This is a genomic window from Mesocryomonas lacus, assembly GCF_055730105.2.
Genome location: NZ_JBUZWF020000002.1, coordinates 297,913 through 323,052, shown reverse-complemented (window position 1 = coordinate 323,052; position 25,140 = coordinate 297,913). Strand labels below are relative to the sequence as shown.

At 66.1% G+C, this 25,140-nt stretch carries 19 protein-coding genes and 1 riboswitch; of the genes, 9 read left to right on the top strand and 10 right to left on the bottom strand.

Features of this window, described 5'->3' with window-relative positions; all coding sequences use genetic code 11:
* The first annotated feature begins 162 nt into the window (after positions 1 to 162).
* Both ACZLZQ_RS06555 and ACZLZQ_RS06550 read left to right on the top strand, forming a co-directional pair.
* A complete protein-coding gene (locus ACZLZQ_RS06555; protein ID WP_472948670.1) occupies positions 163 to 1,359 on the top strand; it encodes an efflux RND transporter periplasmic adaptor subunit in 1,197 nt (398 codons plus the stop codon).
* Positions 1,356 to 4,532, top strand: a complete 3,177-nt coding sequence (locus ACZLZQ_RS06550) for an efflux RND transporter permease subunit (RefSeq protein WP_472948669.1) — start codon at positions 1,356 to 1,358, stop codon at positions 4,530 to 4,532. Before ACZLZQ_RS06555 ends, ACZLZQ_RS06550 begins: the two co-directional genes overlap by 4 nt.
* A gap of 68 nt (positions 4,533 to 4,600) precedes the next feature.
* Here ACZLZQ_RS06550 and ACZLZQ_RS06545 read toward each other — a convergent pair whose 3' ends face one another.
* Positions 4,601 to 5,680 (bottom strand): 2'-deoxycytidine 5'-triphosphate deaminase, encoded by a 1,080-nt coding sequence (locus tag ACZLZQ_RS06545; RefSeq protein WP_472933771.1) that lies wholly within the window; start codon positions 5,678 to 5,680, stop codon positions 4,601 to 4,603.
* 104 nt (positions 5,681 to 5,784) lie between these two features.
* Positions 5,785 to 5,862: riboswitch (SAM riboswitch) on the top strand.
* A 93-nt stretch (positions 5,863 to 5,955) separates the two neighbouring features.
* On the opposite strand from ACZLZQ_RS06545, the gene ACZLZQ_RS06540 reads away from it, so the two are divergent.
* The gene (locus tag ACZLZQ_RS06540; protein WP_472948668.1) at positions 5,956 to 7,146 is read left to right on the top strand and encodes an O-succinylhomoserine sulfhydrylase; all 1,191 of its coding nucleotides are present in this window, start codon (positions 5,956 to 5,958) and stop codon (positions 7,144 to 7,146) included.
* Here ACZLZQ_RS06540 and ACZLZQ_RS06535 read toward each other — a convergent pair.
* Positions 7,139 to 7,744, bottom strand: coding sequence for a CDP-alcohol phosphatidyltransferase family protein (locus tag ACZLZQ_RS06535; RefSeq protein WP_472948667.1), 606 nt, complete (start codon positions 7,742 to 7,744; stop codon positions 7,139 to 7,141). The genes ACZLZQ_RS06540 and ACZLZQ_RS06535 overlap by 8 nt on opposite strands.
* Before the next feature lie 95 nt (positions 7,745 to 7,839).
* Here ACZLZQ_RS06535 and apaG point away from each other — a divergent pair, with 95 nt between their 5' ends.
* Positions 7,840 to 8,232, top strand: coding sequence for a Co2+/Mg2+ efflux facilitator ApaG/CorD (gene apaG / locus ACZLZQ_RS06530; RefSeq protein WP_472949201.1), 393 nt, complete (start codon positions 7,840 to 7,842; stop codon positions 8,230 to 8,232).
* Positions 8,233 to 8,282: 50 nt separating this feature from the next.
* Here the strand turns inward: apaG and ACZLZQ_RS06525 are convergent, their stop codons facing one another.
* Genes ACZLZQ_RS06525 through ACZLZQ_RS06515 form a run of 3 tightly spaced genes read right to left on the bottom strand, consistent with a single transcriptional unit; the run spans position 8,283 to position 11,459 of the window.
* On the bottom strand, positions 8,283 to 9,311 hold the full coding sequence (locus ACZLZQ_RS06525) for an Hsp33 family molecular chaperone (RefSeq protein WP_472948665.1): 1,029 nt from the start codon (positions 9,309 to 9,311) through the stop codon (positions 8,283 to 8,285).
* On the bottom strand, positions 9,304 to 10,227 hold the full coding sequence (gene argF / locus ACZLZQ_RS06520; RefSeq protein ID WP_472948664.1) for an ornithine carbamoyltransferase: 924 nt from the start codon (positions 10,225 to 10,227) through the stop codon (positions 9,304 to 9,306). Before argF ends, ACZLZQ_RS06525 begins: the two co-directional genes overlap by 8 nt.
* A 20-nt stretch (positions 10,228 to 10,247) precedes the next feature.
* On the bottom strand, positions 10,248 to 11,459 hold the full coding sequence (locus ACZLZQ_RS06515) for an aspartate aminotransferase family protein (RefSeq protein ID WP_472948663.1): 1,212 nt from the start codon (positions 11,457 to 11,459) through the stop codon (positions 10,248 to 10,250).
* A 453-nt stretch (positions 11,460 to 11,912) separates the two neighbouring features.
* Here ACZLZQ_RS06515 and ACZLZQ_RS06510 point away from each other — a divergent pair, with 453 nt between their 5' ends.
* On the top strand, positions 11,913 to 12,506 hold the full coding sequence (locus tag ACZLZQ_RS06510; RefSeq protein ID WP_472948662.1) for a GcrA family cell cycle regulator: 594 nt from the start codon (positions 11,913 to 11,915) through the stop codon (positions 12,504 to 12,506).
* Positions 12,507 to 12,648: 142 nt separating this feature from the next.
* Here the strand turns inward: ACZLZQ_RS06510 and ACZLZQ_RS06505 are convergent, their stop codons facing one another.
* Positions 12,649 to 13,938, bottom strand: a complete 1,290-nt coding sequence (locus ACZLZQ_RS06505) for an ATP-binding protein (protein ID WP_472948661.1) — start codon at positions 13,936 to 13,938, stop codon at positions 12,649 to 12,651.
* Between the two features lie 111 nt (positions 13,939 to 14,049).
* Positions 14,050 to 15,126 carry a hypothetical protein gene (locus tag ACZLZQ_RS06500; RefSeq protein ID WP_472948660.1) on the bottom strand — a complete coding sequence of 359 codons (1,077 nt, stop codon included), beginning with the start codon at positions 15,124 to 15,126 and terminating at the stop codon, positions 14,050 to 14,052.
* Positions 15,127 to 15,442: 316 nt separating this feature from the next.
* Here ACZLZQ_RS06500 and ACZLZQ_RS06495 point away from each other — a divergent pair, with 316 nt between their 5' ends.
* Together ACZLZQ_RS06495 and ACZLZQ_RS06490 are read left to right on the top strand one after the other, a co-directional pair.
* A complete protein-coding gene (locus ACZLZQ_RS06495; RefSeq protein WP_472948659.1) occupies positions 15,443 to 17,302 on the top strand; it encodes a glycoside hydrolase family 15 protein in 1,860 nt (619 codons plus the stop codon).
* Complete coding sequence (locus tag ACZLZQ_RS06490; protein WP_472948658.1) at positions 17,289 to 18,095, top strand: SDR family oxidoreductase; 807 nt, start codon at positions 17,289 to 17,291, stop codon at positions 18,093 to 18,095. The genes ACZLZQ_RS06495 and ACZLZQ_RS06490 overlap by 14 nt, the downstream gene beginning before the upstream one ends.
* 66 nt (positions 18,096 to 18,161) lie before the next feature.
* Here the strand turns inward: ACZLZQ_RS06490 and ACZLZQ_RS06485 are convergent, their stop codons facing one another.
* Positions 18,162 to 18,860 carry a DUF1013 domain-containing protein gene (locus ACZLZQ_RS06485; RefSeq protein ID WP_472938566.1) on the bottom strand — a complete coding sequence of 233 codons (699 nt, stop codon included), beginning with the start codon at positions 18,858 to 18,860 and terminating at the stop codon, positions 18,162 to 18,164.
* A gap of 190 nt (positions 18,861 to 19,050) precedes the next feature.
* Entirely contained in the window at positions 19,051 to 20,064 is a 1,014-nt protein-coding gene (locus ACZLZQ_RS06480; RefSeq protein WP_472948657.1) for an NAD(P)H-quinone oxidoreductase, read from the bottom strand.
* 371 nt (positions 20,065 to 20,435) lie between these two features.
* Between ACZLZQ_RS06480 and rcdA the strand changes: the two genes are divergently transcribed.
* Positions 20,436 to 20,963: a protease adaptor protein RcdA gene (rcdA, locus tag ACZLZQ_RS06475; protein ID WP_472933784.1), complete on the top strand. Its 528-nt coding sequence runs from the start codon at positions 20,436 to 20,438 to the stop codon at positions 20,961 to 20,963.
* A gap of 92 nt (positions 20,964 to 21,055) precedes the next feature.
* Here rcdA and ACZLZQ_RS06470 read toward each other — a convergent pair whose 3' ends face one another.
* A complete protein-coding gene (locus tag ACZLZQ_RS06470) occupies positions 21,056 to 23,008 on the bottom strand; it encodes an acetoacetate--CoA ligase (protein WP_472948656.1) in 1,953 nt (650 codons plus the stop codon).
* A gap of 250 nt (positions 23,009 to 23,258) precedes the next feature.
* Between ACZLZQ_RS06470 and ACZLZQ_RS06465 the strand changes: the two genes are divergently transcribed.
* Positions 23,259 to 25,124, top strand: a complete 1,866-nt coding sequence (locus ACZLZQ_RS06465) for an AsmA family protein (protein WP_472948655.1) — start codon at positions 23,259 to 23,261, stop codon at positions 25,122 to 25,124.
* The last annotated feature ends 16 nt before the right edge of the window (positions 25,125 to 25,140 follow it).

Here is a 25,140-nt window from a genome sequence, read left to right as displayed (position 1 = left end):
CCGCGTCCTAGTCAGTATGCTCCCCGCGGTTACTTAGCGGAGGAGCTAGATCCACCATGCGTCAGAACTTGACCTGATCTGGAAGCGGAGGCGCTTGATGCGCAACGGCTTCCTTATCGATCGCGTTGATGGCTGATTCTCTACAGTCGACCGGCGGGACCCATGACCACACGACGTGCCTTGTTCTTTCGCCGTCCCCTCGCCCTTCCGGCGATCCTTGGCGCTTGCTGGCTTCTGGTAGGCTGCAACTCCGAAGCGGATGAGGCCAAGGCCCCGGAGAAACCGCCGACGGAGGTCGGGTTCGTTACGACGAAGACGGAAGACGTTTCGCTGATCACCGAACTTGCAGGTCGGACTGCCGCCTTCGAGACTTCGGAGGTTCGCCCGCAGGTCTCGGGTCTGCTGCAGGAGCGGCTGTTTACCGAGGGTGCGACGGTCCAGAAGGGCGACATCCTCTACCAGATTGATCCGAGCCTGTTCGAAGCCGCCGTCGCCGAGGCCCGGGCCAATGTCGCAAGCGCCAAGGCGACGGCGGAGAATGCCAGCGGTCAGGCGGACCGGCTGCGGCCGCTGGTGCAGAAGGGCGTGGTCAGCGAGCAGTCCTTCACAGATGCCGCCGCGACCTCGAACGCGGCGCTCGCCGCCGTCGCGCAGACCGAGGCGCAGCTTCAGACCGCCGAGATCAACCTCCGCTTCAGCCGTGTCTCCGCGCCGATCAGTGGCCGCATCGGACGGTCAGTATCGACGACCGGCGCGCTCGTCTCGGCTGCGCAGACCGATCCGCTCACCACCATCCAGCGGCTTGACCCGATCTTCGTCGACATCCAGCAGTCGTCGACCTCGCTCCTGAAACTCCGCGGCGCGCTCGCGTCGAGCAAGGTCGCGGCCAACACCGCCGAGGTTCGGCTGAAGCTCGAGGACGGCAGCGACTACCCCCTGAAAGGCACGCTGAAGTTCACCGAGGTGACGGTGAGCCCCGATACCGGCTCGGTGACCTTGCGGGCGGAGTTTCCCAACCCGGACGGGCTTCTCCTGCCCGGCATGTATGTGCGCGCCGTGTTCTCGCAGGCGCAGGCCCGGGACGCAATCCTGGTTCCCCAGCAGGGCGTCACCCGCAATCCGCGCGGCGAGGCGACGGCGATGATTGTCGGGGACGGAGACAAGGTTGAACTGCGCAAGATCGAGGTTGGGCGGGCGATCGGCGATCGCTGGCTGGTCACCGGCGGCCTTGCCACCGGCGATCGGGTGATCGTCGAGGGCGTCTCGAAGGTGAAGCCGGGTGCGGTCGTCCGGCCCGTGGAAGCAAAGCTCGACGACAAGAACGAGAAGGCGGCGGAAAAGCCGGTCGCCTCGCTATGATCAGCAAGATCTTCGTCGATCGCCCGATTTTCGCCTGGGTGATCGCGATCGTCATCATGCTGGGCGGCGCCGGATCGATCTGGTTGCTGCCGATCGAGCAGTATCCCGACGTCGCGCCCCCGCAGGTCAACATCCGCGCCACCTATCCCGGCGCATCGGCGGCGACGCTCGAATCCAGTGTGACGCAGGTCATCGAGCAGCAGCTGACCGGCCTCGACGGCCTCATCTACTTCACCTCGACCTCCTCGGCCGAAGGCACGGTGACAATCGCGGTGACCTTCGACAAGGGAACCGACCCGGACATTGCGCAGGTACAGGTCCAGAACAAGGTGCAGCAATCGGTCTCGCGGCTGCCGCAGCAGGTGCAGCAGCAAGGCCTGACGGTGACGAAGTCGAACAGCGACTTCCTTCTGGTCGCAGCGGTTTACGACGAGACCGACCGCGCCACCGATGCCGACATCTCCGACTATCTCGCGTCCAACCTGCAGGAGCGTATCGGCCGCTTGCCGGGCGTTGGCGACACCAACCTCTTCGGCTCGCAATATGCGATGCGGATTTGGCTCGATCCGGGACGCCTGTACTCTTACGGCCTGATGCCAGCCGACGTCATTTCCGCGATCGAGGCCCAGAACACGCAGGTCGCGGCCGGACAGATCGGCGCCCAGCCCTCGCCCGCCGACCAGATGCTCAACGCCATCGTGACCGCGCGGTCGCGCCTGACGACGCCCGAGGCTTTCGAGAAGATCGTGGTGCGGACCGAGAGCAGCGGTGCCCGCGTCGTGCTCGGCGATGTCGCTCGCGTTGAGCTCGGTAAGGAGAACTATACCCGCTTCACCCGTTTCAACCGCCATCCGGCGTCGGGCATCGCCGTCCAGCTGGCGCCGGGCGCCGACGCGCTGGAGACGGCCGAGCTGGTGAAGAACCTCGTCGAGCAGCAGTCCGAGAGCATGCCGGACGGCTACCGCGTGACCTTCCCCCGCGACAGCACCGACTTCATCCGCCTCTCCATCGACGAGGTGGTGAAAACCTTGATCGAGGCGATCGTTCTCGTCATCGTTGTGATGTTCGTGTTCCTGCAGAACTGGCGGGCGACGCTGATCCCGACCATCGCCGTGCCTGTCGTGGTGCTCGGCACCTTCGGCGTCCTGGCTTTGTTCGGTTATTCCATCAACACGCTGACCCTCTTCGGCATGATCCTGTCCATCGGCCTTCTCGTCGACGACGCGATCGTCGTCGTCGAGAACGTCGAGCGCGTCATGGAGGAAGACCCTGACATTTCGCCGCGCGATGCGACGCTCCAGTCGATGGGTGAGATCCAGACGGCGCTGATCGCCATTGCCCTCGTGCTGTCGGCCGTGTTCCTGCCAATGGCCTTCTTCGGCGGGTCGACGGGCGTGATCTACCGCCAGTTCTCGGTGACCATCATCTCGGCGATGGTGCTGTCGGTGGTCGTCGCGCTGGTGCTGACGCCGGCGCTCACCGCCAGCATGCTGAAGCGGCGGACGGAAGCGACGAAGCGGCGCGGCATCGCGGCCCTCGTCGGGCGTCTCGGCGATGGATTTAACCGGGGCTATGACCGGCTGCTCGGCCGCTATGTCGCCGGCGTCAAAGGGGCAATCCACCGCGCCTGGTTGTCGCTGATCGTCTTTGCGGGGATCGTCGCTGGTCTGGTTTTCCTCTTCCTGCAGCTGCCGGGCGGGTTCCTGCCGGTCGAGGATCAGGGCTACGGCATCGTCCAGTACACGCTGCCGCCTGGGGCGACGCTGCCGCGCACCATCGACACCGCGGCGGCCATCGAGGATCACTTCCTGGAGACGGAAGGCGCCAATATCGCCGGCCTGTTCACCATTTCGGGCTTCCGCTTCAGCGGCTCGGGGCAGAACGTTGGACAGGGCTTCGTCCAGTTCAAGCCTTGGGACGACCGCAAGGGCGAGGAGAACGGCGCGACGGCGATCGTCGGCCGTGCCAGTGGCCAGCTCGGCAGTGGCCTGCGCGATGCGCAGTTCTTCGCGCTGACACCGCCCTCGGTCCAGGGTCTCGGCCAGTCCAACGGCTTTACAATGCAGCTCCTGAACAGCGGGGAGCTCAGCCGGGACGAGTTCAAGGCGCGGCGCGACCAGCTGCTGGCGGCCGCAGCAAGCGACACGTCGCTGGCCCGCGTGCGCCCGAGCGGCCTAGAGGATGTGCCGACGGTGCAGATCAAGATCGACGACGAGAAGGTCGGCGCGCTCGGCATCAGCCAGGCGGACGTCGACCAGACGCTCAGCACGGCCTGGGGCGGCTCCTACGTCAATGACTTCGTCGACCGTGGCCGCGTCAAGCGGGTCTACGTCCAGGGCGATGCCGGTTCGCGTGGCGCGGTCGAGAGCCTCGACGGGTGGTATGTCCGGACGTCGAGCGGCTTGATGGCGCCATTCTCTTCCTTCGCCTCGGTCAGCTGGGCACAGGCGCCGACGACGCTGACACGCTTCAGCGGCTTGCCGTCCTACGAGATCCAGGGCCAGCCGGGTCCGGGCTTCAGCTCGGGGCAGGCCATGGAGAAGATGGCGCAGCTGGCGGCCGACCTTCCCGGTGTCTCCGTCGCCTGGAGCGGCCTCTCTTACCAGGAGCGGCTGTCGGCGGGACAGGCGCCGCTGCTGTACGGCTTGTCGCTGCTGGTGATTTTCCTCTGCCTTGCCGCGCTTTACGAAAGCTGGTCGATCCCGTTCTCGGTGATGCTCGTCATCCCGCTTGGCCTGATCGGCGCGGTGGCGGCCGTCACCTTGCGGGGGCTGGAGAACGACGTCTACTTCCAGATCGGCCTTCTGACGACGATGGGCCTGTCGGCAAAGAACGCGATTCTGATCGTCGAATTCGCCGAGCTTGCCGAGCGGCAGGGCAAAAAGCCCTTCGATGCGGCGGTCGAGGCGGCGCGTCTGCGGCTTCGGCCGATCCTGATGACCAGCCTTGCCTTCATCTTCGGCGTTCTGCCGCTCGCCATTTCGTCGGGTGCCGGTGCGCAGAGCCGGATCGCCATCGGCACCGCGGTGATCGGTGGCATGCTGACGGCGACGGTGCTGGCCATCTTCTTCGTGCCGCTGTTCTTCGTCCTGGTACGCTGGTTGTTCCGCTGGAAGCGTACCGGCACGCTGGAGACGGTCGACACGGGAGGCGCGCCCTCGCCGGCTGAGTAAGCCAGCGGGAGACAGCCTTTGGACCTGGACCATTTTACCCGGCGCCATCTTCGGCGCCGGGACGATCGTCAGGCAAAGTGCTTGGAGAGCTTCAGGCCCTGCGCCTGATAGTTGGACGCGAGGTCGCGGCCGTAGAGCCGCTCAGGCAGCGCCGCCATATGCTCATAGACCAGCCGGCCGACGACCTGCCCATGTTCCAGGATGAACGGCACCTCGTGGCTGCGTACCTCGAGCACTGCGCGGCTGCCCGTGCCGCCGGCACCGGAATGGCCGAAACCGGGGTCGAAGAAGCCGGCATAGTGGACGCGGAACTCGCCGACCAGCGGATCGTAGGGCGTCATCTCGGCGGCGTAGGCCGGCGGCACGTGCACCGCTTCGCTGGAGGCGAGGATGTAGAACTCGTCGGGATCGAGTACGAGCTCGCCGGCATCCGAGCGGTGGATCGGCTCCCAGAACTCGCGCAAGGGATAGCCGCGGCGGTCGACGTCGATGACGCCGGTATGGCGCTTGCCGCGGTAGCCGACGAGACCTTCGGCGTCACCGACGAGGTCGATCGACAGCGCGATGCCGCCATTCGAGATGTTCGGCTCCTGCGAGGTCACCAGCCGCTCGGCGGCGTGGAGATCGGCGAGTTCCGCTTCGCCGAGCGCCAGCCCGCCGGCGCGGAAGCGGATCTGACTGAGGCGCGAGCCCGGCCGCACGACGATCGGAAAGGTGCGCGGCGAGATCTCGATGAACAGCGGTCCCTCATAGCCCTCCGCCACCTTGTCGAACTCCTGCGCACCATCGGTGATGACGCGGGTGAAGATGTCGAGCCGGCCGGTGGAGGATTTCGGATTGGCGGCGGCCGTCATGCCGGCCGGCAGCTTCAGGCTTTCCATCAGGGGCACGAGGTAGACGCAGCCGGTCTCCAGCACGGCGCCGGGGGTCAGGTCGATCTCATGCAGCGAGAAGCGCTCGAGCTTTTCCGAAACCGTCCGGCCGCGGCCGGGCAGGAAGCTCGCGCGGGCGCGGTAAGCCTTGGTGCCGAGGCGCAGGTCAAGGCTCGCCGGCTGGATCTGGTCGGCGTCGCGCGGACGCGCCGTCTGGATCGCTCCGCTGTCGAAGAGCGCCGCGATCGCCCGGTCCGGCAAGATTCCGCCTGTCATACCACTATCCCGTTCCGCCGCAGACGCGCGGCACCCGGCCGCAGGCCGCCGAAATGGCCATAGCAGAGAATTGACCTCTTTCCACCCGGGGCCTATTCTTCGCCTCGATAATTCGTGGTGATTTGGCCGGCCGGCTTGCAGCCACGTTAAACAACTCGCTAAAGGGCCGATCAGGACGGCGACGCTCCAGGACCGGCTTTGCGGCGACGCAGACGCCGGTTTTTCTTTGGCGCGGGCTCCTGGCCGCGCCCGACGCGCATGAACGGAGAACAGACATGTCCGACAAGACCCCGCGCAAGCTTCGGCCGGCGACGCAGATGGTGCATGGCGGAACCGTCCGCTCCGGTTTCGGCGAGACTTCCGAGGCGCTGTTCCTGACGCAGGGCTTCGTCTACCCCAGCGCCGAGTCCGCCGAGGCCCGCTTCAAGGGTGACGAGCCCGGCTTCATCTATTCGCGCTACGGCAATCCGACCACCCGCATGTTCGAGGAGCGGATGATGGCGCTGGAAGGCGCCGAGGATGCCCGTGCCACGGCTTCGGGAATGGCCGCCGTTGCCGCCGCGCTGCAGTGCCAGGTGCAGGCCGGCGACCACATCGTCTCCTCGCGCGCGCTGTTCGGCTCCTGTCGCTATGTCGTCGAGACCGTCCTTGGCCGTGCCGGCGTCGCCTCCACCTTCGTCGACGGCCGCGATCTCGACGCTTGGCGCGACGCGGTTCGGCCGGAAACCAAGGTGTTCTTCATGGAGACGCCGACCAACCCGACGCTGGAGATCGTCGACATCGCCGCCGTCGCCGAGATCGCGCATGCCGCGGGCGCCGTCGTCGTGGTCGACAACGTGTTCGCGACGCCCATGCAGCAGAAGCCGCTGGAGCTCGGGGCCGACGTCGTCATCTACTCCGCCACCAAGCACATCGATGGCCAGGGCCGCTGTCTCGGCGGCGTGATCCTCTCGAACCAGGAGTGGATCGACAAGAACCTGCAGGACTATTTCCGCCACACCGGTCCATCGCTGTCGCCATTCAACGCCTGGACCCTGCTGAAGGGTCTGGAGACGCTGCCGCTGCGGGTTCGCCAGCAGACGCAGAGCGCCGGCGTGGTCGCCGAGCATTTCGCCGCCTCTGGCCTCGTCTCGAAGGTGCTCTATCCCGGCCGCGCCGATCATCCGGACGCAGCGGTCATCGCCAAGCAGATGACGGGCGGCTCGACGCTCGTGGCGTTCGAGCTCGCCGGCGGCAAGGAGGCGGCTTTCCGCTTCTCCAACGCGCTCGAGATCATCAAGATCTCGAACAATCTGGGCGATGCCAAGAGCCTCATCACCCACCCGGCGACGACGACGCACAAGAACCTTTCGCCGGAGAACCGCGCCGAGCTTGGCATCTCCGACGGACTGCTGCGCCTGTCGCTCGGGCTCGAGGACATTGACGATCTCCAGGAAGACATCGCCGGGGCACTCGCCGCTATCTGAACTGGCGCGTCGCCAGGAGAATGCGGCTGATGCAGGTGACGCCGCAGAGCGCGGCAAAGCCATAGGCGAGCCAGGGGAAGGCCGACGGCAAAAGGCAAGCGAGCGCGAACACCAGAAGCGTCTCGCTGGCTTCCGCGAGCCCGGTCGTGAAGTAGAGCGACTTCTGCCCCCTCGCCTCGCTCGACAGCCCCCGCTTGGCGGCGATGATGGCAAAGCCGAGGAAGCTTGCGCCATTGGCATAGAAGCTCATCAAGAGGACCGCCGCCGGCAGGCCATTGGCGGCGGGGTCAGCGACGGCAAACCCGAGCGGGATCGCGCCGTAGAAGATGTAGTCGAAGACGATGTCGAGATAGCCGCCGAGGTCGGTCGGCTGGCGCAGCCGCGCCAACGTCCCGTCGAGGCCATCGCAGAGGCGCGAGACGAGGATCAGCGCAAGGCCGGTCGTGTAGGATCCGAGGCCGATCGCGAGCGCGGCGCCGAGGCCGAGCGCGAGGCCGGCCGCCGTGACGCCATCGGCACTGAGCCCGGTGCGGTGCAGCGCGCCCGCCAGTCTCTGGAGGGCTGGATCGATCCGGCGTTTCAGCATTCCGTCGAACATCGTCTCTCTCCCGCACGACATGCGCCGAGCGCATTGACCTCATGGCGTGCCGACGCGATAACCAAGCTCAAGAACCCGCAAGCGCGATGGCCGACATGTACAAGGCGACGACCCGCCATATCACCGTGACGGTGACGCCGAACTACCTGGAAAGCCAGTCGGAGCCGGAATCCGGCCGCTGGGTGTTCGCCTATACCGTCGAGATCGAGAACGGGGGCCGGGATACGGTGCAGCTGCGCTCCCGCTTCTGGCAGATCACCGATGCGCGCGGGCATGTCGAGGAAGTTCGCGGCCCCGGTGTCGTCGGCGAGGAGCCGATCCTGACGCCCGGCGATAGCTTCACCTACACGTCGGGCTGCCCGCTGCCGACGCCCTCGGGCATCATGCGCGGGCACTACTCGATGGAAGTGCCGGACGGTCGAACCTTCGAGGTGACCATCCCGGCGTTTTCGCTGGATGCGCCCCAGGGCAAGCGGGTCCTCAACTAGCGAGGCGCCCGGCCAGAAGGGCGCCGCGTGATGCTTGCGCTCCCGCGGCCTCAGCCCTTGTCGAATTCGTCCGGTGAGAAGGTGTAGTGCTCGCCGCAGAACTCGCAGGTCACGGCGATCTGGCCGTCCTCGATGCTCTCCTCGATCTCCACCGCAGAAAAGTTGGACAGCACTTCCTTGATCCGCTCGCGCGAGCAGGAACAGTCGTCGAGCACCTGCGTCGGCGGGTAGACCCGCACGCCCCGCTCATGGAACAGGCGGAACAGCAGGCGCTCGACGCCGACGGCGGGGTCGGTGAGCTCCGAGGCATGCACCGTCTCGACCAGCGCCTTGACCTCGGTCCAGGCATCGTCCGGCTCGAACGGCGCGACATCTGCGCCTTCGGGCGCATCGCCGCCCGGCAGGTCCGGCAGGCGCATGCGCTCGGGCGCGCTCGGCAGGAACTGCGCCAGCAAGCCGCCAGCCCGCCAGGATTCCTGGAAACCGCCGCCCTCTACCCGCCGGGCAATACGGGCCACCGCCAGACGGACGGTCGTCGGGATCTGCTCCGATTGACGGAAATAGCCTTCGGCGACCTCCTCCAGTGACGCGCCGTCGAGCGCGACGATGCCCTGGTAGCGCTGGCTGTGTCCGCCCTGGTCGACGGTCAGCGCCATCGTGCCGGCGCCCAGCAAGGTTTCCGGATCGGTCTTGCCCTCGGCCTCCGCCGCCGCCACCCGTTCTGCATCGAAACGAGCATAGGCGCGGACGCTGGAGGGCGTGGTGAAATCGACGACGAGGAGATCAACCGGCCCGTCGGTCTGGGTCTGGGCGATGAACTTGCCGTCGAACTTCAGCGAGGTGCCGAGCAGCACGGTCAGGACGATCATTTCGGCGAGAAGGCGGGCCACCGGCTCGGGATAGTCGTGCCGCGCCAGGATCTCGTCCAGCATGGTGCCGAGCTGCACTGCACGGCCGCGCGCATCCAGTGCCTCGACGGCGAAGGGGACCACGGCATCGTCGCCCGCAAAGCCGAACTCGCCGAGGTGCTGGCCGAGGTCCGACTGACCCAGACCGGAAGACGTGCCGGACTCAGACATGTTTGCTCACTTCACCAAAACACCAAGCCAAGATGGATTTCTGCGCGTGCAAGCGGTTCTCGGCCTCGTCGAAAACGACCGATTGCGGCCCGTCGATGACGCCATCGGTCACCTCCTCGCCGCGGTGCGCTGGCAGGCAGTGCATGAACAGCGCATCGCCCTTCGCCTGCGCCATCAGCTGCTCGTTCACCTGATAAGGCGCAAACACGTTGTGACCGCGGGCAAAATCTTCGCGCCCCATCGACACCCAGGTATCGGTCACCACGCAATCGGCGCCGGTCACCGCCTCGACCGGATCGGTGGTCAGGAGGATCGAGCTGCCTTGCCCTCGCGCCCATGCGATACGCCCCGCGTCCGGCTCGGAGCCTTCCGGGGTCGCGATCCGAAGGTTGAAGTCAAAGCGGCTGGAGGCCTCGATCAGCGAGTTCAGGACATTGTTGCCGTCGCCGGTCCAGGCGAAGGTTCGCCCGGCGACCGGACCGCGCTTCTCCTCGTAGGTCAGGAGGTCGGCCATGATCTGACAGGGATGGGTGTCGTCGGTCAGGCCGTTGATCACCGGCACCGTGGCATTCTCGGCCATTTCGATCAGCCGGTCGTGCGAGGTGGTGCGGATCATGATGGCGTCGACGTAGCGCGACAGGACGCGCGCCGTGTCGGCGATGGTCTCGGAGCGCCCGAGTTGCATTTCGGTGCCCGACAGGAACAGCGTTTCGCCGCCGAGCTGGCGCATCGCGACGTCGAAGGAAACGCGCGTGCGGGTCGAGGGTTTGTCGAAGATCATGGCGAGGACCTTGCCCTCGAGCGGCCGCGGCCCGGCACGGCCGAGACCCTTGCGGGCCACGGCGTCGCCGATGATGTCGCGGAGATCGGCCTTGGCCACCGAGGACAGATCGAGAAAGTGCTTGGGGGATGCCATGATGCCGTCCTGCTGCGCGCTCATGCCGGCAGCTTTGCAGAGGTCAGCGACAGGCCGGCAACCGCGGTCTCGATGCGCGTGACCGCCTCGCGCACTTCCTCGGCCGAAATGATCAGCGGCGGCAGGAGACGCACGACGTTGTCGCCCGCCGGCACGGTCAGCACGCCGTGCGCGCGCAGCTCGGCGATCAGCTGGGTGTTGGCGATCTTCGTCTTGATGCCGAGCAACAAGCCCTCGCCGCGAATTTCCTCGATCACGTCGGGATAGCGGTCCTGGAGCGAGGCCAGCGACTGCTTGAAGCGCAGCGACATGTCAGCGACATGCTCGAAGAAGCCGTCGGCGAGCACTACGTCGAGCACTGCATTGCCGATCGCCATGGCCAGCGGATTGCCGCCATAGGTGCTGCCGTGCGTGCCGGCGGTCATGCCGCGGGCGGCCTCTTCGGTGGCGAGGCAGACGCCCAGCGGGAAGCCGCCGCCAATGCCCTTGGCCACCGCCATGATATCCGGCAGCGCGCCCGACGCCTCATGGGCGAAGAAGCGGCCCGTCCGGCCGACGCCGCACTGCACCTCGTCGAAGATCAGCAGCAGGCCCTCGGCGTCGCAGAGCGCGCGCAGCATGCGCAGCTCATCGGCCGGAACGGTGCGGATGCCGCCCTCGCCCTGGATGGGCTCGATCAGGATCGCCGCGGTCTCCGGCGTGATCGCCGCGCGGAGCGCAACCTCGTCGCCGAAAGGCACCTGGTCGAAACCCTCGACCTTCGGCCCGAAACCCTCGAGATACTTTGCCTGGCCACCCGCGGCGATCGTCGCCAGCGTCCGGCCGTGGAAGGCACCGGTGAAGGTGATGATCCGGAAGCGCTCCGGGTTGCCGTTGACATAGTGATAGCGGCGCGCGGTCTTGATCGCACATTCCAGTGCCTCGGCGCCGGAATTGGTGAAGAAGGCGCGGTCGGCGAAGGTCGCGGCCTCCAGCCTTTCGGCGAGGCGGCGCTGCCCGGGGATCTCGTAGAGATTGGAGACGTGCCAGAGCTTCTCGGCCTGGTGCTTCATCGTCGCCACGAGGTGCGGATGCGCATGCCCGAGCGAATTCACCGCGACGCCGGCCGCAAGGTCGAGATAGCGCTCGCCCGTCTCCGTCACCAGCCAGACGCCCTCGCCTCGCTCGAAACGCAGGTCGGCTCGTGCATAGGTCGAGTAGAGCGGCGAAGCGGCGGCGGATGCAGTCGACATGGCAATATACTCGTTCTTCGCCCGGAGACGGGCGATACAAGATGATGAATGTGACCCGGACCTGGCCCGGAAATGCGGAAAGCCTGCCACCGGGACAGGCTTCGGTCGACGTCTAGTGTGCGTTGCGTGAGCTCAAAGCTATACCATGCGGGACGCGGCGGCTGTCAATGCGACGCAAGAACAGCGCCTTCCGGGCGGTTACGGGACAATTCAGAGGGAATTTCGGCGGTGTTGCGCCGCGGTATCTGTTGAAAAGCGACAAATCGATTCTGCGGGGTTGCGCCGACTCTTGTCACGGAGTCGAGCGGTGGGTTAAATTTCCCTGAGACACACTAGATTTCGTGCGGCGGACCTAGTTTCACAATAGATGTTGTGAGCCATCCCGGTACTCCTGTGCCGGGAACCCATGAGGGATTCCGTCCGCCGTACCTTTTCGGAAATAGGAGCCTGGGCATGGGTTGGACAGAAGAACGCGTGAATCTGCTGATCAAGCTCTGGAGCGAAGGTCTCAGTGCCAGCCAGATCGCCGGACAGTTGGGCGGCGTCACGCGCAATGCGGTCATCGGCAAGGTTCATCGGCTGAAGCTCGAGGGCCGGACCAAGACCCAGGCCGCCGTTCCCGAGGTCGTGGTCGCCGTCAAGCCGAAGCCGACCATCGCCGAGCAGACGCTGGTCGAGACCGAGGTCGACATCGAGGTTCCCGCTGTCCGCTACGCCGCGGTCGCCCAGTCGGCGGGCCGCAGCATGCTGCGCTCGGTCGGCGGGAATGGCTCTGGCATGCACGGCGCCACGGCACTGCGGATGGATCCGGAGATCGAGGTCGTGGTCGAAGAGCCACCGGAGCGGGTTTCCGGCGAAGTGGTGCCGATTTCGCGGAACCTGACGCTGATCCAGCTCAGCGACCGGACCTGCAAATGGCCGCTGGGCGATCCGCTGTCGGCCGAGTTCCGCTTCTGCGGCAACGGCTCGAACGATGCCTCGCCTTACTGCCAGTATCATGCGCGGATCGCCTTCCAGCCGGTTTCAGAGCGCCGCCGCGCCCGCTGAATTCCATCCACGACCGGCGCTGCCTTGAGCAACGCCCTGAGCGACCGAGCGCGCCTCTTGCAAAGAGAGGCGCGCTTTTTTTCTGTTTTGCGACACGGGCATCTGGGGAAGGCTTGACCGCCGCCGCGGAGCGGAACCCCCGTCAGCGCTTCTCGGGCTCTGGAAACCGCGCCGTGAAGGTCGAGCCCTTGCCGACCACCGAGGTCACCAGCAGCCGCGCCCGGTGGCGGACGAGGATGTTGCGCACGATCGACAGGCCGAGACCGGTCCCGCGCTTCGACCGGGACGTGCCGGCATCGACGCGGTAGAAGCGCTCGGTCAGCCGCGGCACATGCTCGGCCGGGATGCCCCTGCCGAAATCCTCGACCCCGGCATCGATGAAGATCGCATCGCGCGCCTTGGTCCGCTGCAGCGAAATAATTACCCGGTCACCTTGGTCGCCATACTTGCAGGCGTTCTCGACAAGGTTCGAGAAGACCTGCAGCAGTTCGTCCCGCTCCCCCGCAACGATGAACGGGCCGGTGCCGAAGGACGTCTCGATCGCAAGCCCCGCCTCGGACGCCAGCGGCGCCAGGGCCTCACACACCTCGCCCAGGAGTTCGGCGAGGTCGATCGGATCGGTCACGGCGACGTGGCGCTTCATTTCGATCCGCGAAAGCGACAGCAGATCGTCGATCAGCCGCGACATGCGAGCCGCCTGGTCCCGCATGATGTCGAGGAAACGCTCCCGGGCGCCGGCATCGTCCTTGGCCGGGCCTTGCAGCGTCTCGACGAAGCCGATCAGCGAGGCCAGCGGCGTGCGCAGTTCGTGGCTGGCATTGGCGACGAAGTCCGTCCGCATGCGCTCGATCCGCCGCTCGCCGGTGCGGTCGCGGAACAGCAGCAGGAAGAAGGCGGGGCGCTCGCTCTGGGGCGCAAGGATCGGAAGGATATCGACCGACCAGAAACGGTCGGAGGCCCGGCCCTCAATAAAGTCGGCATTGCCGGCATGCTGACCGGTGATCGAGGCCTCGATCTCGGCCAAAAGTTCGGGCGAGCGGAAGCGCAGCGATATGGCGTCACCCAGCGGCAGGTTGCCGAAGGCCTGGTCGGACATGCCGTTCCGGTAGCGCAGCAGCAGGTTGCGGTCGATCAGGAGAGCGGGCTCCCGCATCGCCTCGACCACCGCCTTGGTGCCGGCATCGGGCCAAAGCGGCGACTGACGCCGGCGCAGATCCTCGCGGATGCGCGAGCGTCGCTCGCCGCGCTGCGGCAGGAGGCAGAGCAGCACCATCATCGCGGCGGCGGTGAGCAGGCCTTCCCAGGCCAGCGGATAGATCGCCGCAAGCCCGCCGAAAACCAGAACGGTCGCGACCACGATCCGCACGAAAGACACCCGTCGGCGGGGCTGCATCGGCGCAGGATCGGTCGATGGCTTGGTGCTCTGGCTCATCGATCCAAATTCGACACGGTTTTGGAAAGCGTCGGCCGCCCGTCGCAAGGGCGCCAGGCTGCATTTCGCAGATAAGGAGACGGATTAGCCCTTGCGTGCTTCAGGCGTATGTCAGGCCTTGCCGAGATCACGCATCCGGACGGCGTAGAGATCGAGATTGCTTTTGGGTCCGCCAAAGCTCGGATCGATCGCGATGGATCCGGAGGCGGCAGGATTGTCGGGGACGGTCATGTCGAAGACGAAGGGCTGGCTGTCCTGCGCGGTTGTGAAACGCTGGCGGTCGCAGACCGTATCGCCGCCGAACAGGCAGCGGACGGAGAACTCCCGGCTTGCCCCATCCGCAGAACCCGCGGTGATCTCGACCCGAACCTTCCGGCCCTTGATGGTGTTCACGACGCCGGGCCCGATGATGACGCCGACTTCGCCGCCCTCGCCTGCCGCAGCCAGCCGCACTGCGGGCCGATCGCCGCTGCCGGTGACGGCGGCGACGTCGCCGCCGGTCGGCGTCGAGATCAGCTCCAGCTGGGTCCCGTCGAAGAGGTTGATCCAGCTGGCTGTGTCGACCGAAGCGCCGTCGGCTGCACCGCTTTGCGCAGCGTCCGCATCCGAACCGCCGAGGATGGTATTTTTGAAGAAATACACCCCCGCAAACAGCACAGCGAGGAGAACCGCGAGCGCCAGGAAGAGCGGCTTCAGGGAACGCTGCGACCGGCGGCCGGTCGTCGATCGCCTCGCCTCGCCAGGTGACCAGGTCTCCGCGGCATGAGTTGGAGCGTCGCGGCCTGGGACGGCGGCGGACCTGCCTGCCTGGGGCGATGAGTCATCCTCTGGCTTCGCCGCGGCGGACGGGTCATCGTCATCGTCGAGCCCATGATTGCGCTCGACCGCCTGATCTGCGTCGGGGTCATGCAGATGCGGCGCGAAGTTGGGATCGGCCGCGTGCTCCGCATCCGGGTCCGCGGCGCCCTCGAACGTCGCGGCCTCGGCGATAAAATAGTCTTCCTCGATGCGGTTGATCGTCTCGGCGAGACGAACCCGCTGCGCATGCGCGGCGTCGGCATCGTCGGAGTTTGCCAGCATGCGCTCGAGCGCGCGCTCAGAGGCCGTGTAGATCGTGTCGCGAAACGCCGGATTACTGGAATCACCGGCTTCGAGCGCGCGCCGCAGGCTTTTTTCCATCGCGCTCATGCTGTTCTCCAAGTCGGTGTGCTCTCCAAGTCGCTCTCGCCATCGAATCTACACCATGTTCCGGATGACAGTAACTGATTGGGAAGAGAACCCCCAAGCTATTGTTGGCGGCCCTAAGCCCCCTCATGCTGCGTTGCGGCGGAACGATTACCACAGCTCGTTCATTGGGTTGCGGCATCAAAAAATGGCGCCTCGGTGAAACGGCGCACCGCCGACCACGGTTGTTCCCGACGGCGCCGCCTCGACAGGCCGCCCTGTCACCCAGACGTCTCGCCCCCGCCCATATCATGCGGAACAGGTTCCGCCCGGAGCAGCCTTGGCCCTTCCCCAACACGACACCGTGCCGCACGCGATTTCCGAACATGGCGTCATCGGCGACATGCGCACCCTCGCTCTGGTGGCGACCGACGGCACCATCGACTTTTTCTGCCACAGCGATTTCGGATCCCCATCCCTTTTCACCGGGCTTCTCGACGCCGAGAAGGGGGGATACTTCCGCCTCGAGGCGGTCGACGGGGAGATGAAGAACCGGCAGATCTACTTGCCGGACACCAATATCCTGATGACCCGCTTCCTCGGGCATGACGGGATTGGCGAAGTGTCCGACTTCATGCCGGTCGACGGGTCGGGCCGCATCGTCCGTCGTGCGAAGGCCGTGATGGGCGACGTGCGCTTCCGCCTGTCGGTTGCGCCGCGTCCCGATTATGCCCGCCAGACGCCCGTCATTGCGGCCATCGACGGCGGCTTCAGCGTCAGCTGGGGCGACGGGGCTGAGGTCGTCTATTTCTACGCGACGATGCCGATCGAGATCGATGGTGACCGTGCCGGCGGCGACATCCTGTTGCGCGAGGGCGAAACCTGCCACGTCGTCTTCTGCCCCGGCCGCAAGGACCAGCCGACGGTCGACGACGAGTATGTCCGGTCGGCTTTCATCGCCACGCGGTCCTTCTGGCACGGATGGGTTCGCTCCGGCACCTATCCCGTCTTCGCCCGCGAGCTCGTGGTGCGTTCGGCCTTGACGCTGAAGCTGCTGACCTCGGCGCAATACGGCTCCATCGCCGCGGCGGGGACCTTCGGTCTGCCCGAGGTGCTCGGTGGCGAGCGGAACTGGGACTACCGCTACTGCTGGGTGCGCGACTCCGCCTTCACGCTCTACGCTTTCTCGCGCCTCGGCTATTTCGAGGAGGCCGAATCCTTCATCCGCTTCATGATGGACCGCATTGCCGAGGACGGGGAACCGCATCTTGGCATCATGTACCGGATGGACGGCAGCGCTGAGATCGCCGAGTCCAACCTCGATCACCTCTCGGGCTACGAGAATTCGCGTCCCGTGCGGATCGGCAACGGTGCCGCCGATCAGGTGCAGATGGACATCTATGGCGAGTTCATGGATGCGCTCTACATCGCGACGAAGGCGCGCGGAAAGCCGTCCTACGGCATCTGGAAGAAGATCGCGCGGCTCACCGACTGGCTGGCCAGCAACTGGCGGAAACCAGATCACGGCATCTGGGAGAGCCGCGGCGAGCCAAAGGAATTCCTCTCGGGCCGGCTGATGAGCTGGGTTGCCTTCGACCGCGCCTTGCGGATCGCCGACCGCCACTCGCTGCCGGCCGATGTCGAGCGTTGGCGGTACGAGCGCGGCGAGATCCAGGCGTCGATCCTCGAGGAGTTCTGGAACCCGGAGATCGGCGCCTTCACCCAGTTCAAGGGCGGCAAGACCCTCGACGCCGTCGTGCTGCTGATGCCGCTCGTCAAGTTCATCAATCCGCGCGACCCGCTCTGGGTCTCGACCCTGCAGGCGGTCCGCAAGCACCTGGTGCACGACTGCCTGGTCAAGCGCTACATCTGCGAGGGAGAAGGCGAGGACGGGCTGGAGGGCAGCGAGGGCGCCTTCACCATCTGCTCGTTCTGGTATGTCGAGGCGCTGGCCCGGAGCGGCTACGCGGCCGAGGCGCGCTTCCTGTTCGACAAGCTGCACAGCTATGCGAACCACCTCGGGCTTTATGCGGAAGAACTTTCCTCGACAGGCGAGCACCTCGGCAATTTCCCGCAGGGCCTGACGCACCTGTCGCTGATCTCGGCGGCAATCTGGCTCGACCGTTCGCTGAATGGCGACAAAAGCGACCCTTCCAATGCCCAGTTCCAGATCGTGGAGGATCCAGATGGCATCTTTTGAACTGAACAGCCTCGTCGGACAGGCTGCAGTCGTTACCGGCGGCTCTTCCGGCATCGGCCAGGCGACGGCGATCGAACTGGCGCGCGCGGGCGCCAATGTCGCCGTCAACTTTCGCAGTTCTCCGGAAGGGGCAGCCGAGACGGTCGCCGAGATCGAGAAGCTGGGCCAGAAGGCCTTCGCCATCCAGGCGGACGTGTCCGACGAGGCGGCCGTCGCCGCGCTGTTCGACGAGGCCGAGACGAAGCTCGGGCCGATCGACATCGTGGTGTCGAACTCGGGCCTGCAGAAAGATGCGGCGATCGGCGAGATGAGCCTTGAGGCGTGGAACGCCGTCATCGCGGTCAACCTCACCGGCGGCTTCCTGATCGGCCGCGAGGCGATCAGGCGGTTCCGTCGCAAGGGACGGCGAGACGTCAGCCGCGCGCTGGGCAAGCTGGTGTTCGATTCCTCAGTACACCAACAGATCCCCTGGGCCTTCCATGCGAACTACGCGGCATCGAAGGGCGGGCTTGATCTGTTGATGCGATCGATCGCGCAGGAGGTGGCGTCCGAGGGGATCCGTGTGAACGCCGTGGGCCCGGGCGCCATCGCGACGCCGATCAATGCGAGCGAGCGGCGGGACGGCGAAGCGGAGATGTTGAAACTCATCCCCTACGGCCGCATCGGCGAGCCGGCCGACATCGGTCGCGCCGTGGCCTTCCTGGTATCAGATGCGGCCGACTACATCACCGGTCAGACGCTGTTCGTCGACGGCGGGATGACACTCTATCCCGGCTTCAAGGGCAACGGCTAAGCTGTAGCCGCAGCAAGCTCGGCAGCACGGCGGAGGACTTGTGAAGACAGGCCCTCCGAAGCTTCGTTAGCGCTGGTCGTCGTCCTCGTCGACTTCGGCCTGCGTCCGCTTCATCGAGGTCAGCTTGGCGAACACGGCGGCAGCGTCCAACTCGCCGTCGTCAGCCTTCTCGCGGCCGCGATAGTTCTGGGTCTGGGCAGCCGACAGCAGACGCTCTTCCTCGGCGACTTCCTCCAGCCGCGGCATGCCGCGGGTCGCCTTCTCGATCTCCAGGTCGAGATCGATCTGCGAGCAAAGGCCGAGCGTCACCGGATCCATCGGCGTCAGGTTGGCCGAATTCCAGTGCGAGCGGTCGCGGATCTGCTCGATGGTGTTCTTGGTCGTTCCGACGAGGCGCGACACCGCCGGATCCTTGAGCTCGGGATGATTGCGCACCAGCCAGAGAATGGCGTTCGGGCGGTCATGGCGCTTAGACACCGGGGTATAGCGCGGGCCCTTGCGCTTGGCTTCCGGCACGCGAACCTTCGGCAGCGACAGCTTCAGGCGGTACTTCTCGTCCGACTCGCCTTTGGTGATCTCCTCGCGGGTCAGCTGGCCCGTCATGATCGGATCCATGCCCTTGATGCCCTGCGCCGACTCGCCGTCGGCGATCGCCTTGATCTCAAGCGGATGCATCGTGCAGAAATCACCAACCTGCTCGAACGAGAGGGAGGTGTTGTCGACGAGCCAGACAGCCGTCGCCTTCGGCATCAGGAGTTGGGCCATGCATACAGTCCTTCTGGTCGCCAGTCCTGCTTGCGCTGGAAAGGCTGTGGATCGCACCACAATTTCTGGAATTGAGGTATCTTATACGGATCGTCGCCGGTCCCTGCAAGGAAATCAGGCGGGTGCCGATGAAATGCCCGTGCATTTCCGGCCGCCCCGCCCCTCCCCGCAGGCCTTATGCCGGGATACCCTAAGCTGCGGCGGCGTGGTGGCGCGTGGTGAGGACGATCTTGCCGATATGGTCGTCGTCCATGTGCCGGTGCGCGTCGGCCGCCCGCTCCAGCGGATAGACCGTATCGATCAGCGGCGCGACGCTGCCATCCTCAAACAACGGAAACACGAATTCCTCGATCTCGCGCGCGATCGTCGCCTTGAAGCCGACGGGACGCGATCGAAGCGTGGAGCCGGTCAGCGTCAGCCGCTTCAACATGATCGGCGACAGGTCGATCGAGACCGTTTGCCCGCGGAGATAGGCGATCTGGACGATGCGACCGTCCTCGGCGGCGACCTGCAGATTGCGCGGCGTGTAGTCGCCGCCGGCCATGTCGAGGATCAGATCGACGCCGTGTCCTTCCGTCGCCTGCCGGATCACCTCGACGAAATCCGCGTCGCGGTAGTTGATCGCATGCTGCGCGCCGAGGGTTTTGGCGGCCTCGCACTTGTCGGCACTGCCCACCGTGACGAAGACGTCAGCGCCGAAGCTGCGGGCGAGCTGAATCGCCGTCGTGCCGATGCCGGACGTGCCGCCATGAACGAGGAAGCGCTCTCCCGCGACCAAGCGGCCGCGCTGGAAGACGTTGTGCCAGACGGTGAAGAACGTCTCCGGCACGGCCGCCGCGGCGACGAAGCCCATGCCGGATGGGATCGGCAAGGCATTGCTCTCGGCAACCGTTGCATATTCGGCATAGCCGCCGCCCGGCAGCAGCGCCATCACTCGGTCGCCGACGGCAAAGCGCGACGCCCCCTCGCCAACGGCGGCGACGAGACCAGCAACCTCGAGCCCGGGCCAATCCGGAGCGCCCTTCGGCGGATGGTAGGCGCCGAGGCGCTGCAAGACGTCGGGCCGGTTGACGCCGGCGGCATGAACCTCGATCAAGATTTCGCCATCGGCGGGGACCGGAAGCGCGCGCTCCTCGGGCTTCAGGACCTCTGGTCCGCCGAAGCCATCAAGGGCGGCAACTGTCATTTTCTTGGGCAGGTTCATCTGAAAATCCTTTGGAGCTTTTGCCGAGAGGTAGCGCAAGCGCCATCGATGTCCCGCCCGATCAACGGATCATCAAGGTTTATAGCCTTTAATTTCTGCATCCCTCTCCTCGGGAAGACATGATGGCCTGCCATCCCGTCTGATGCCTCCCTGTTTGCCAATTCCAAGAGCCGTCAGCGCGGCTCTTTTTTTTGTGTTGCGCGGCAAGGTCCCGTTGGAGCAAAATTGCTTAAGGCGCATTAACCAGTTTGCTGAACGCGCCTTGCCATTCACGCCCATCCCGAGCAATTTCCGAAAACGGTTTCACCGGCTTAGTTTGCCGAGTCTTCCGTGAGCACCGCATTCCTGGAACACGAAGCCGGTACATTCTGATGACGAGCAACAGCCTAGACCACCGCGACGAGGACCGGACAATCCGCCTGGCGGAGCATCTGGCCTTCTCCCGGTCGTTCCAGCCGCTCTTCAACGAGGGCATGGCGCTGGTCGACGCGACGGCGGTCTATCTCGACGGTCAGGGCCGGGCCGATGCCAAAGCGCTTTCGAGGTCTGTCGCGACGCTCTACGCCGCCGAATCGATGCGGCTGACCACCCGCCTCATGCAAGTCGCCTCGTGGCTCCTGCTGCAGCGCGCGGCGAACCAAGGTGACATGTCGCGCGCCCAAGTCGAGACCGAGAAGATGAAGGTCCGGCTCGAGGGCGTCGGCACCGGCCGCGATTCGCCGCTGTTCGCTGAACTGCCGGAGGCGTTCTGCTCCCTCGTCGACCGCGCCTTGAAGCTGGAGCGGCGTATCGCCATGCTCGATCGCGAAATCTACGGCAATTTGGGCGACCAGTTCGAGGGTAGTTCCAACCCCGTGGGCGAGCAGCTCAGCCTGCTGCGGACGGCGTTTCTTTCTTAAGCTTTCCCCCGACTTTAAGCCCTCTCCTTAGGCACGGCTCCCCGGTGAAAGTGGCGCCGGTTGTGCCGCTGCCCGCTTTCCGTCTGATTCCTCTAAAGCAGCAGCTCGGGCCGCTCAGCGAACAAGGCCAGCGCTTCCGGATTCGCCAGCGCTTCCTGGTTCTTGACCGCGCGGCCGTGCACGATTTCGCGCACCGCCAGTTCGACGATCTTGCCCGACTTGGTGCGCGGAATGTCGGCGACCTTGAGGATCCGGGCCGGCACATGGCGGGGCGAAGCGCCTTGGCGCACGGCGTTGCGGATCTTTCGCTCCAGAGCCTCGTCCAGCACCGCACCGGGCCTCAAGCGGACGAAGAGAACGACCCGAACATCGCCGTCAAAGTCCTGTCCGATGCAGATCGCTTCTGCGACCTCCTCCAGGTGTTCGACAATGTTGTAGATCTCCGCCGTCCCGATCCGAACGCCCTGCGGGTTGAGCGTCGCATCCGAGCGCCCGTGGATGACGATGCCGCCGCTGTCCGTCCATTCCGCGAAATCCCCATGGCACCAGACGCCCGGGAAACGCTCGAAATAGGCGGCGCGATAGCGCTCGCCGGACGGGTCGTTCCAGAAGCCGACGGGCATGGCCGGGAAGGCTCTGGTGCAGACGAGGTCGCCCTTCTCACCCCGCAACGGGAGACCCTCATCGCTCCAGACATCGACGGCCATGCCGAGGCCCGCGCCCTGGATCTCCCCCTCGCGCACCGGCAACCACGGCACGCCGAGGACGAAACAGGAGACGATGTCGGTGCCGCCGGAAATAGAGGCGAGTTGCACGTCCGACTTGATGCCGGCGTAGACGAACTCGAAGCTTTCTGGAGAGAGCGGTGAGCCGGTCGAGGCGATCACCTCAACGCTCGACAGGTCGTGCGTCTCGATCGGCCGGAGCCCTTCCTTGCGCACCGCGTCGATGAACTTTGCCGACGTCCCGAAGAAGCTCGCGCGCTCGGCGGCCGCGAAGTCGAACAGCGCGTTGCCATTGGGATGGAAGGGCGAGCCGTCGTAGAGCAGCAGCGTCGCGCCGACGGCGAGCGACGAGACCAGCCAGTTCCACATCATCCAGCCGCAGGTGGTGAAGTAGAAGATCCGGTCGCCCGGCTTGGCGCCCGCATGCAGCACGTGTTCCTTAAGATGCTGGATCAGCGTGCCGCCAGCCGAGTGCACGATGCACTTCGGCACCCCCGTCGTCCCCGACGAGAACAGGATGTAGAGCGGATGGGCGAACGGCAGCCGCTCATAGACGATCGGTGCTGGCGCGAAGGCCTGCGTGAAGACGGCCAAGGTCACCGCGTCCGGCACAGCGGCGGCGATGGTCTCGGCCTCGCCGATATACGGCACCAGGATGGTCTTGCGCGGGCGCAGGGCGGCAGCGATGGCGGCAACCTTGTTACCGATGCGGATTGTCTTGCCGGCGTAGAAATAGCCGTCGCAGGCGATGAACAGCACCGGCTCGATCTGGCCAAAACGGTCGAGCACGCCGCGCTCGCCGAAATCCGGCGAGCAGGACGACCAGACCGCGCCGAGCGAGGCCGTGGCCAGCATCAGCGCCACCGTCTCGGCCATGTTCGGCATCATCGCCGCCACCCGATCGCCGACGCCGACGCCCTCGGCGCGCATCGCCTGCGCCAGACGCGACACGAGCGCGCGAAGTTCGGCATGCGACAGGCGCGTCTCGACCTTGTCCTCGCCCCGGAACACGATCGCCTCGCCATCGACGGCGGCGCCAAGAAGGTTCTCGGCGAAGTTGAGCCGGGCCTCGGGAAAAAACCGCGCCGACAGCATGTCGGGACCCTCGGCAAAGGCCTTGCCGCCGCGGTCGCCGATCACGCCGCAGAAGTCCCAGACGGCGGACCAGAATGCCTCTGGCTCGTCGATTGACCAGGCATGCAACGCGGGATAGCCGGCGGAGGCGCCGCCGATATGCGGCGCGGCCCTGTCAGCGAAGTGGGTCAGCGGCTGCGCTGCCAGTCGATCGGCAGACGGCGTCCACAGAATTCTACCGGTCATGTCGCTGCCTCCCGTCATCCCACCCATCGCTCGTGCCATGACGCGAGGCGGCACGCAAATCCAGTCTCGCGGCCCGCCGCAGCGCGCGCCAGGCCATCACTTTGCCACCGGCATGGACTCCCGTTAGAACTCCGGCTGGATCCGGCCTTGGCGCCGCAAGAATGGCCGATTCGCGGCGGGCAGGCGACGGCACCGCCCGGACAATTTCAGCGTCCATGCCCCCGGGCCATCGACGTCACCACGAGGAAACATGACAGGACGCGCCGCCCCATTCCGCCGGTCCGAACGACGCTCGCTGCGCCGCTGGTCGGGCGTGGTCGTTTCGGTGGCCGTTCTGGCGGCGGCGGTGCTGGCGGGGTTCCTCGCCTATTCGACGCTCGCGCTGAAACCCGCGACGGCGCGCAGCGAAATCGAGGCACAGCTGTCCCGGCTGACCGGCCTTCCCGTCTTCGTCGCCGGCTCGGTCAACTTCACCCTCCTGCCCCGCACCCAGATCGTCCTCGACAGGATCAAGGTCGGGCCGCGCACCGGCGACGCCGACGCGGTGATGGCGATCGACGGCATCGTCGCCGAACTCGACCTTTGGGAGGCGCTCCGGGGGCGCACCCGCATCGAGCGCCTGACACTGGTTCGACCGGAACTGCTGTCGACCGCCGGCTTCATCGGGCAGAGCGAGACGATGATCGCGGCGGAGAACTCCAGCGGAAGCGGCCCCGCCGATCCGGCCCTGCGGCCGCTGTCGCGGTATATCGGTGCCTTCCTCTCCCGCTTCGGCGAGTTGCGCACCCTCGAGATCCGCGACGGCGTCTTCCGGATGGCGCCGGGTCCGGGTTCGCTCGGCATCAGCAATGCTAATATCGTCGTTGCCTGGCCTTCGAAGACCTCATCCGCGCGGATGTCCGGCTCCTACGTCTGGAACGGGCAGCCGACCGAAATCGGGCTCAAGATTGCGTCTCCCGTCGACTTCCTCGCCGGCGCCGCCAGCGCTTTGGATTTCACGCTCGCTTCCCCGCCCTTGACCGCCAGCTTCGATGGCGAGGCCTCAATTGCAGAGACCGGCAGCTTCAGTGGCAAGCTCGCTCTGGCGACCCCCTCGCTGACACGGTCGGTCCGCTGGCTCGGCGATGCCGGCACCCTCCAGCCGGACATTGGCCCGCTGTCGCTGGTCGCGACCCTCCAAGGCAGCGACGAGCGGTTGAGCCTGCGCGATGCCAAGGTGTCGGTCGGCGGGTTCGACGGGCTCGGCGCCCTCGAGATGACGCTGCCGGAGGGCAAGCGCCCGTTCATCGGCGGAACGCTGGCCTTCGATCGGCTCGATCTCACCGGGTTCACTGAAGCCGTCGCCCCGCTGCCGCAGACGCCGCTCGACATGCAGCGCCGGATCCCCGTCGACTTCGTCGAGGGACTGGATCTCGACCTCAGGCTCTCGGCCAGCGATGGCGCGATCGGAGACCTCAGCTTCGCCGATCTGGCCGCAACGGTGAAGTTCAAGGACGGCGTGGCGACGTTCGATGTCGGCGACATCGCGATCCTCGGCGGCCAGGCGCAGGCGCGCATGACGGTCGACAGCACGCTGCGCCCGGCCGTCGCTACTGGCGTGGCCAGCGTCAGCGGCGTCGATGCCGCCCGGCTGTCCGACGCCCTCGGCATCAAGGGGCTGCTGGTGACCGGTGCGTCGGATGTTCAAGCGGACTACAGCCTGCCGCTCGGCAGCTGGGCGGACCTTGCCCGGCGCAGCAGGATGACGCTGTCGATCGCCACCCGCAACGGCACGATGAGCGGGTTCGACCCGCAGATGCTGACCGGAAAGGCCGTCAGTCCGCTGAACCTTGCCTTGGCGGATGGCGCACTGCCCTTCCAGAGCCTGCGGGCCCGGCTGCAGTCGAACGGACCGCTGGTCGATCTCAGCGAGATCAACCTGACCGGCAGCTTCGGCCTCCTGTCCGCCTCGGGATCGCTGTCAGCCGCGACGGGCCGTCTCGACCTGTCGGGCAGCGTCAGCCCGGCCGCTCCCTTGGGCACGACGCCGCCCGCTTTGGCGCCGCCGCGTTTCCGCGCGGAAGGGATCTGGCCGAGCCCCGTGATCTCCGACCGCTTCCCCGACCGTCCTATTTGAACGGTCCAAGTTGAAC

Bases quoted from the DNA above. Each gene is read 5' to 3' on its own strand.
- ACZLZQ_RS06555 (WP_472948670.1), top strand. From the start codon at position 163: ATGACCACACGACGTGCCTTGTTCTTTCGCCGTCCCCTCGCCCTTCCG.
- ACZLZQ_RS06550 (WP_472948669.1), top strand. From the start codon at position 1,356: ATGATCAGCAAGATCTTCGTCGATCGCCCGATTTTCGCCTGGGTGATC.
- ACZLZQ_RS06545 (WP_472933771.1), bottom strand. From the start codon at position 5,680: ATGACAGGCGGAATCTTGCCGGACCGGGCGATCGCGGCGCTCTTCGAC.
- ACZLZQ_RS06540 (WP_472948668.1), top strand. From the start codon at position 5,956: ATGTCCGACAAGACCCCGCGCAAGCTTCGGCCGGCGACGCAGATGGTG.
- ACZLZQ_RS06535 (WP_472948667.1), bottom strand. From the start codon at position 7,744: ATGTTCGACGGAATGCTGAAACGCCGGATCGATCCAGCCCTCCAGAGA.
- apaG (WP_472949201.1), top strand. From the start codon at position 7,840: ATGTACAAGGCGACGACCCGCCATATCACCGTGACGGTGACGCCGAAC.
- ACZLZQ_RS06525 (WP_472948665.1), bottom strand. From the start codon at position 9,311: ATGTCTGAGTCCGGCACGTCTTCCGGTCTGGGTCAGTCGGACCTCGGC.
- argF (WP_472948664.1), bottom strand. From the start codon at position 10,227: ATGGCATCCCCCAAGCACTTTCTCGATCTGTCCTCGGTGGCCAAGGCC.
- ACZLZQ_RS06515 (WP_472948663.1), bottom strand. From the start codon at position 11,459: ATGTCGACTGCATCCGCCGCCGCTTCGCCGCTCTACTCGACCTATGCA.
- ACZLZQ_RS06510 (WP_472948662.1), top strand. From the start codon at position 11,913: ATGGGTTGGACAGAAGAACGCGTGAATCTGCTGATCAAGCTCTGGAGC.
- ACZLZQ_RS06505 (WP_472948661.1), bottom strand. From the start codon at position 13,938: ATGAGCCAGAGCACCAAGCCATCGACCGATCCTGCGCCGATGCAGCCC.
- ACZLZQ_RS06500 (WP_472948660.1), bottom strand. From the start codon at position 15,126: ATGAGCGCGATGGAAAAAAGCCTGCGGCGCGCGCTCGAAGCCGGTGAT.
- ACZLZQ_RS06490 (WP_472948658.1), top strand. From the start codon at position 17,289: ATGGCATCTTTTGAACTGAACAGCCTCGTCGGACAGGCTGCAGTCGTT.
- ACZLZQ_RS06485 (WP_472938566.1), bottom strand. From the start codon at position 18,860: ATGGCCCAACTCCTGATGCCGAAGGCGACGGCTGTCTGGCTCGTCGAC.
- ACZLZQ_RS06480 (WP_472948657.1), bottom strand. From the start codon at position 20,064: ATGAACCTGCCCAAGAAAATGACAGTTGCCGCCCTTGATGGCTTCGGC.
- rcdA (WP_472933784.1), top strand. From the start codon at position 20,436: ATGACGAGCAACAGCCTAGACCACCGCGACGAGGACCGGACAATCCGC.
- ACZLZQ_RS06470 (WP_472948656.1), bottom strand. From the start codon at position 23,008: ATGACCGGTAGAATTCTGTGGACGCCGTCTGCCGATCGACTGGCAGCG.
- ACZLZQ_RS06465 (WP_472948655.1), top strand. From the start codon at position 23,259: ATGACAGGACGCGCCGCCCCATTCCGCCGGTCCGAACGACGCTCGCTG.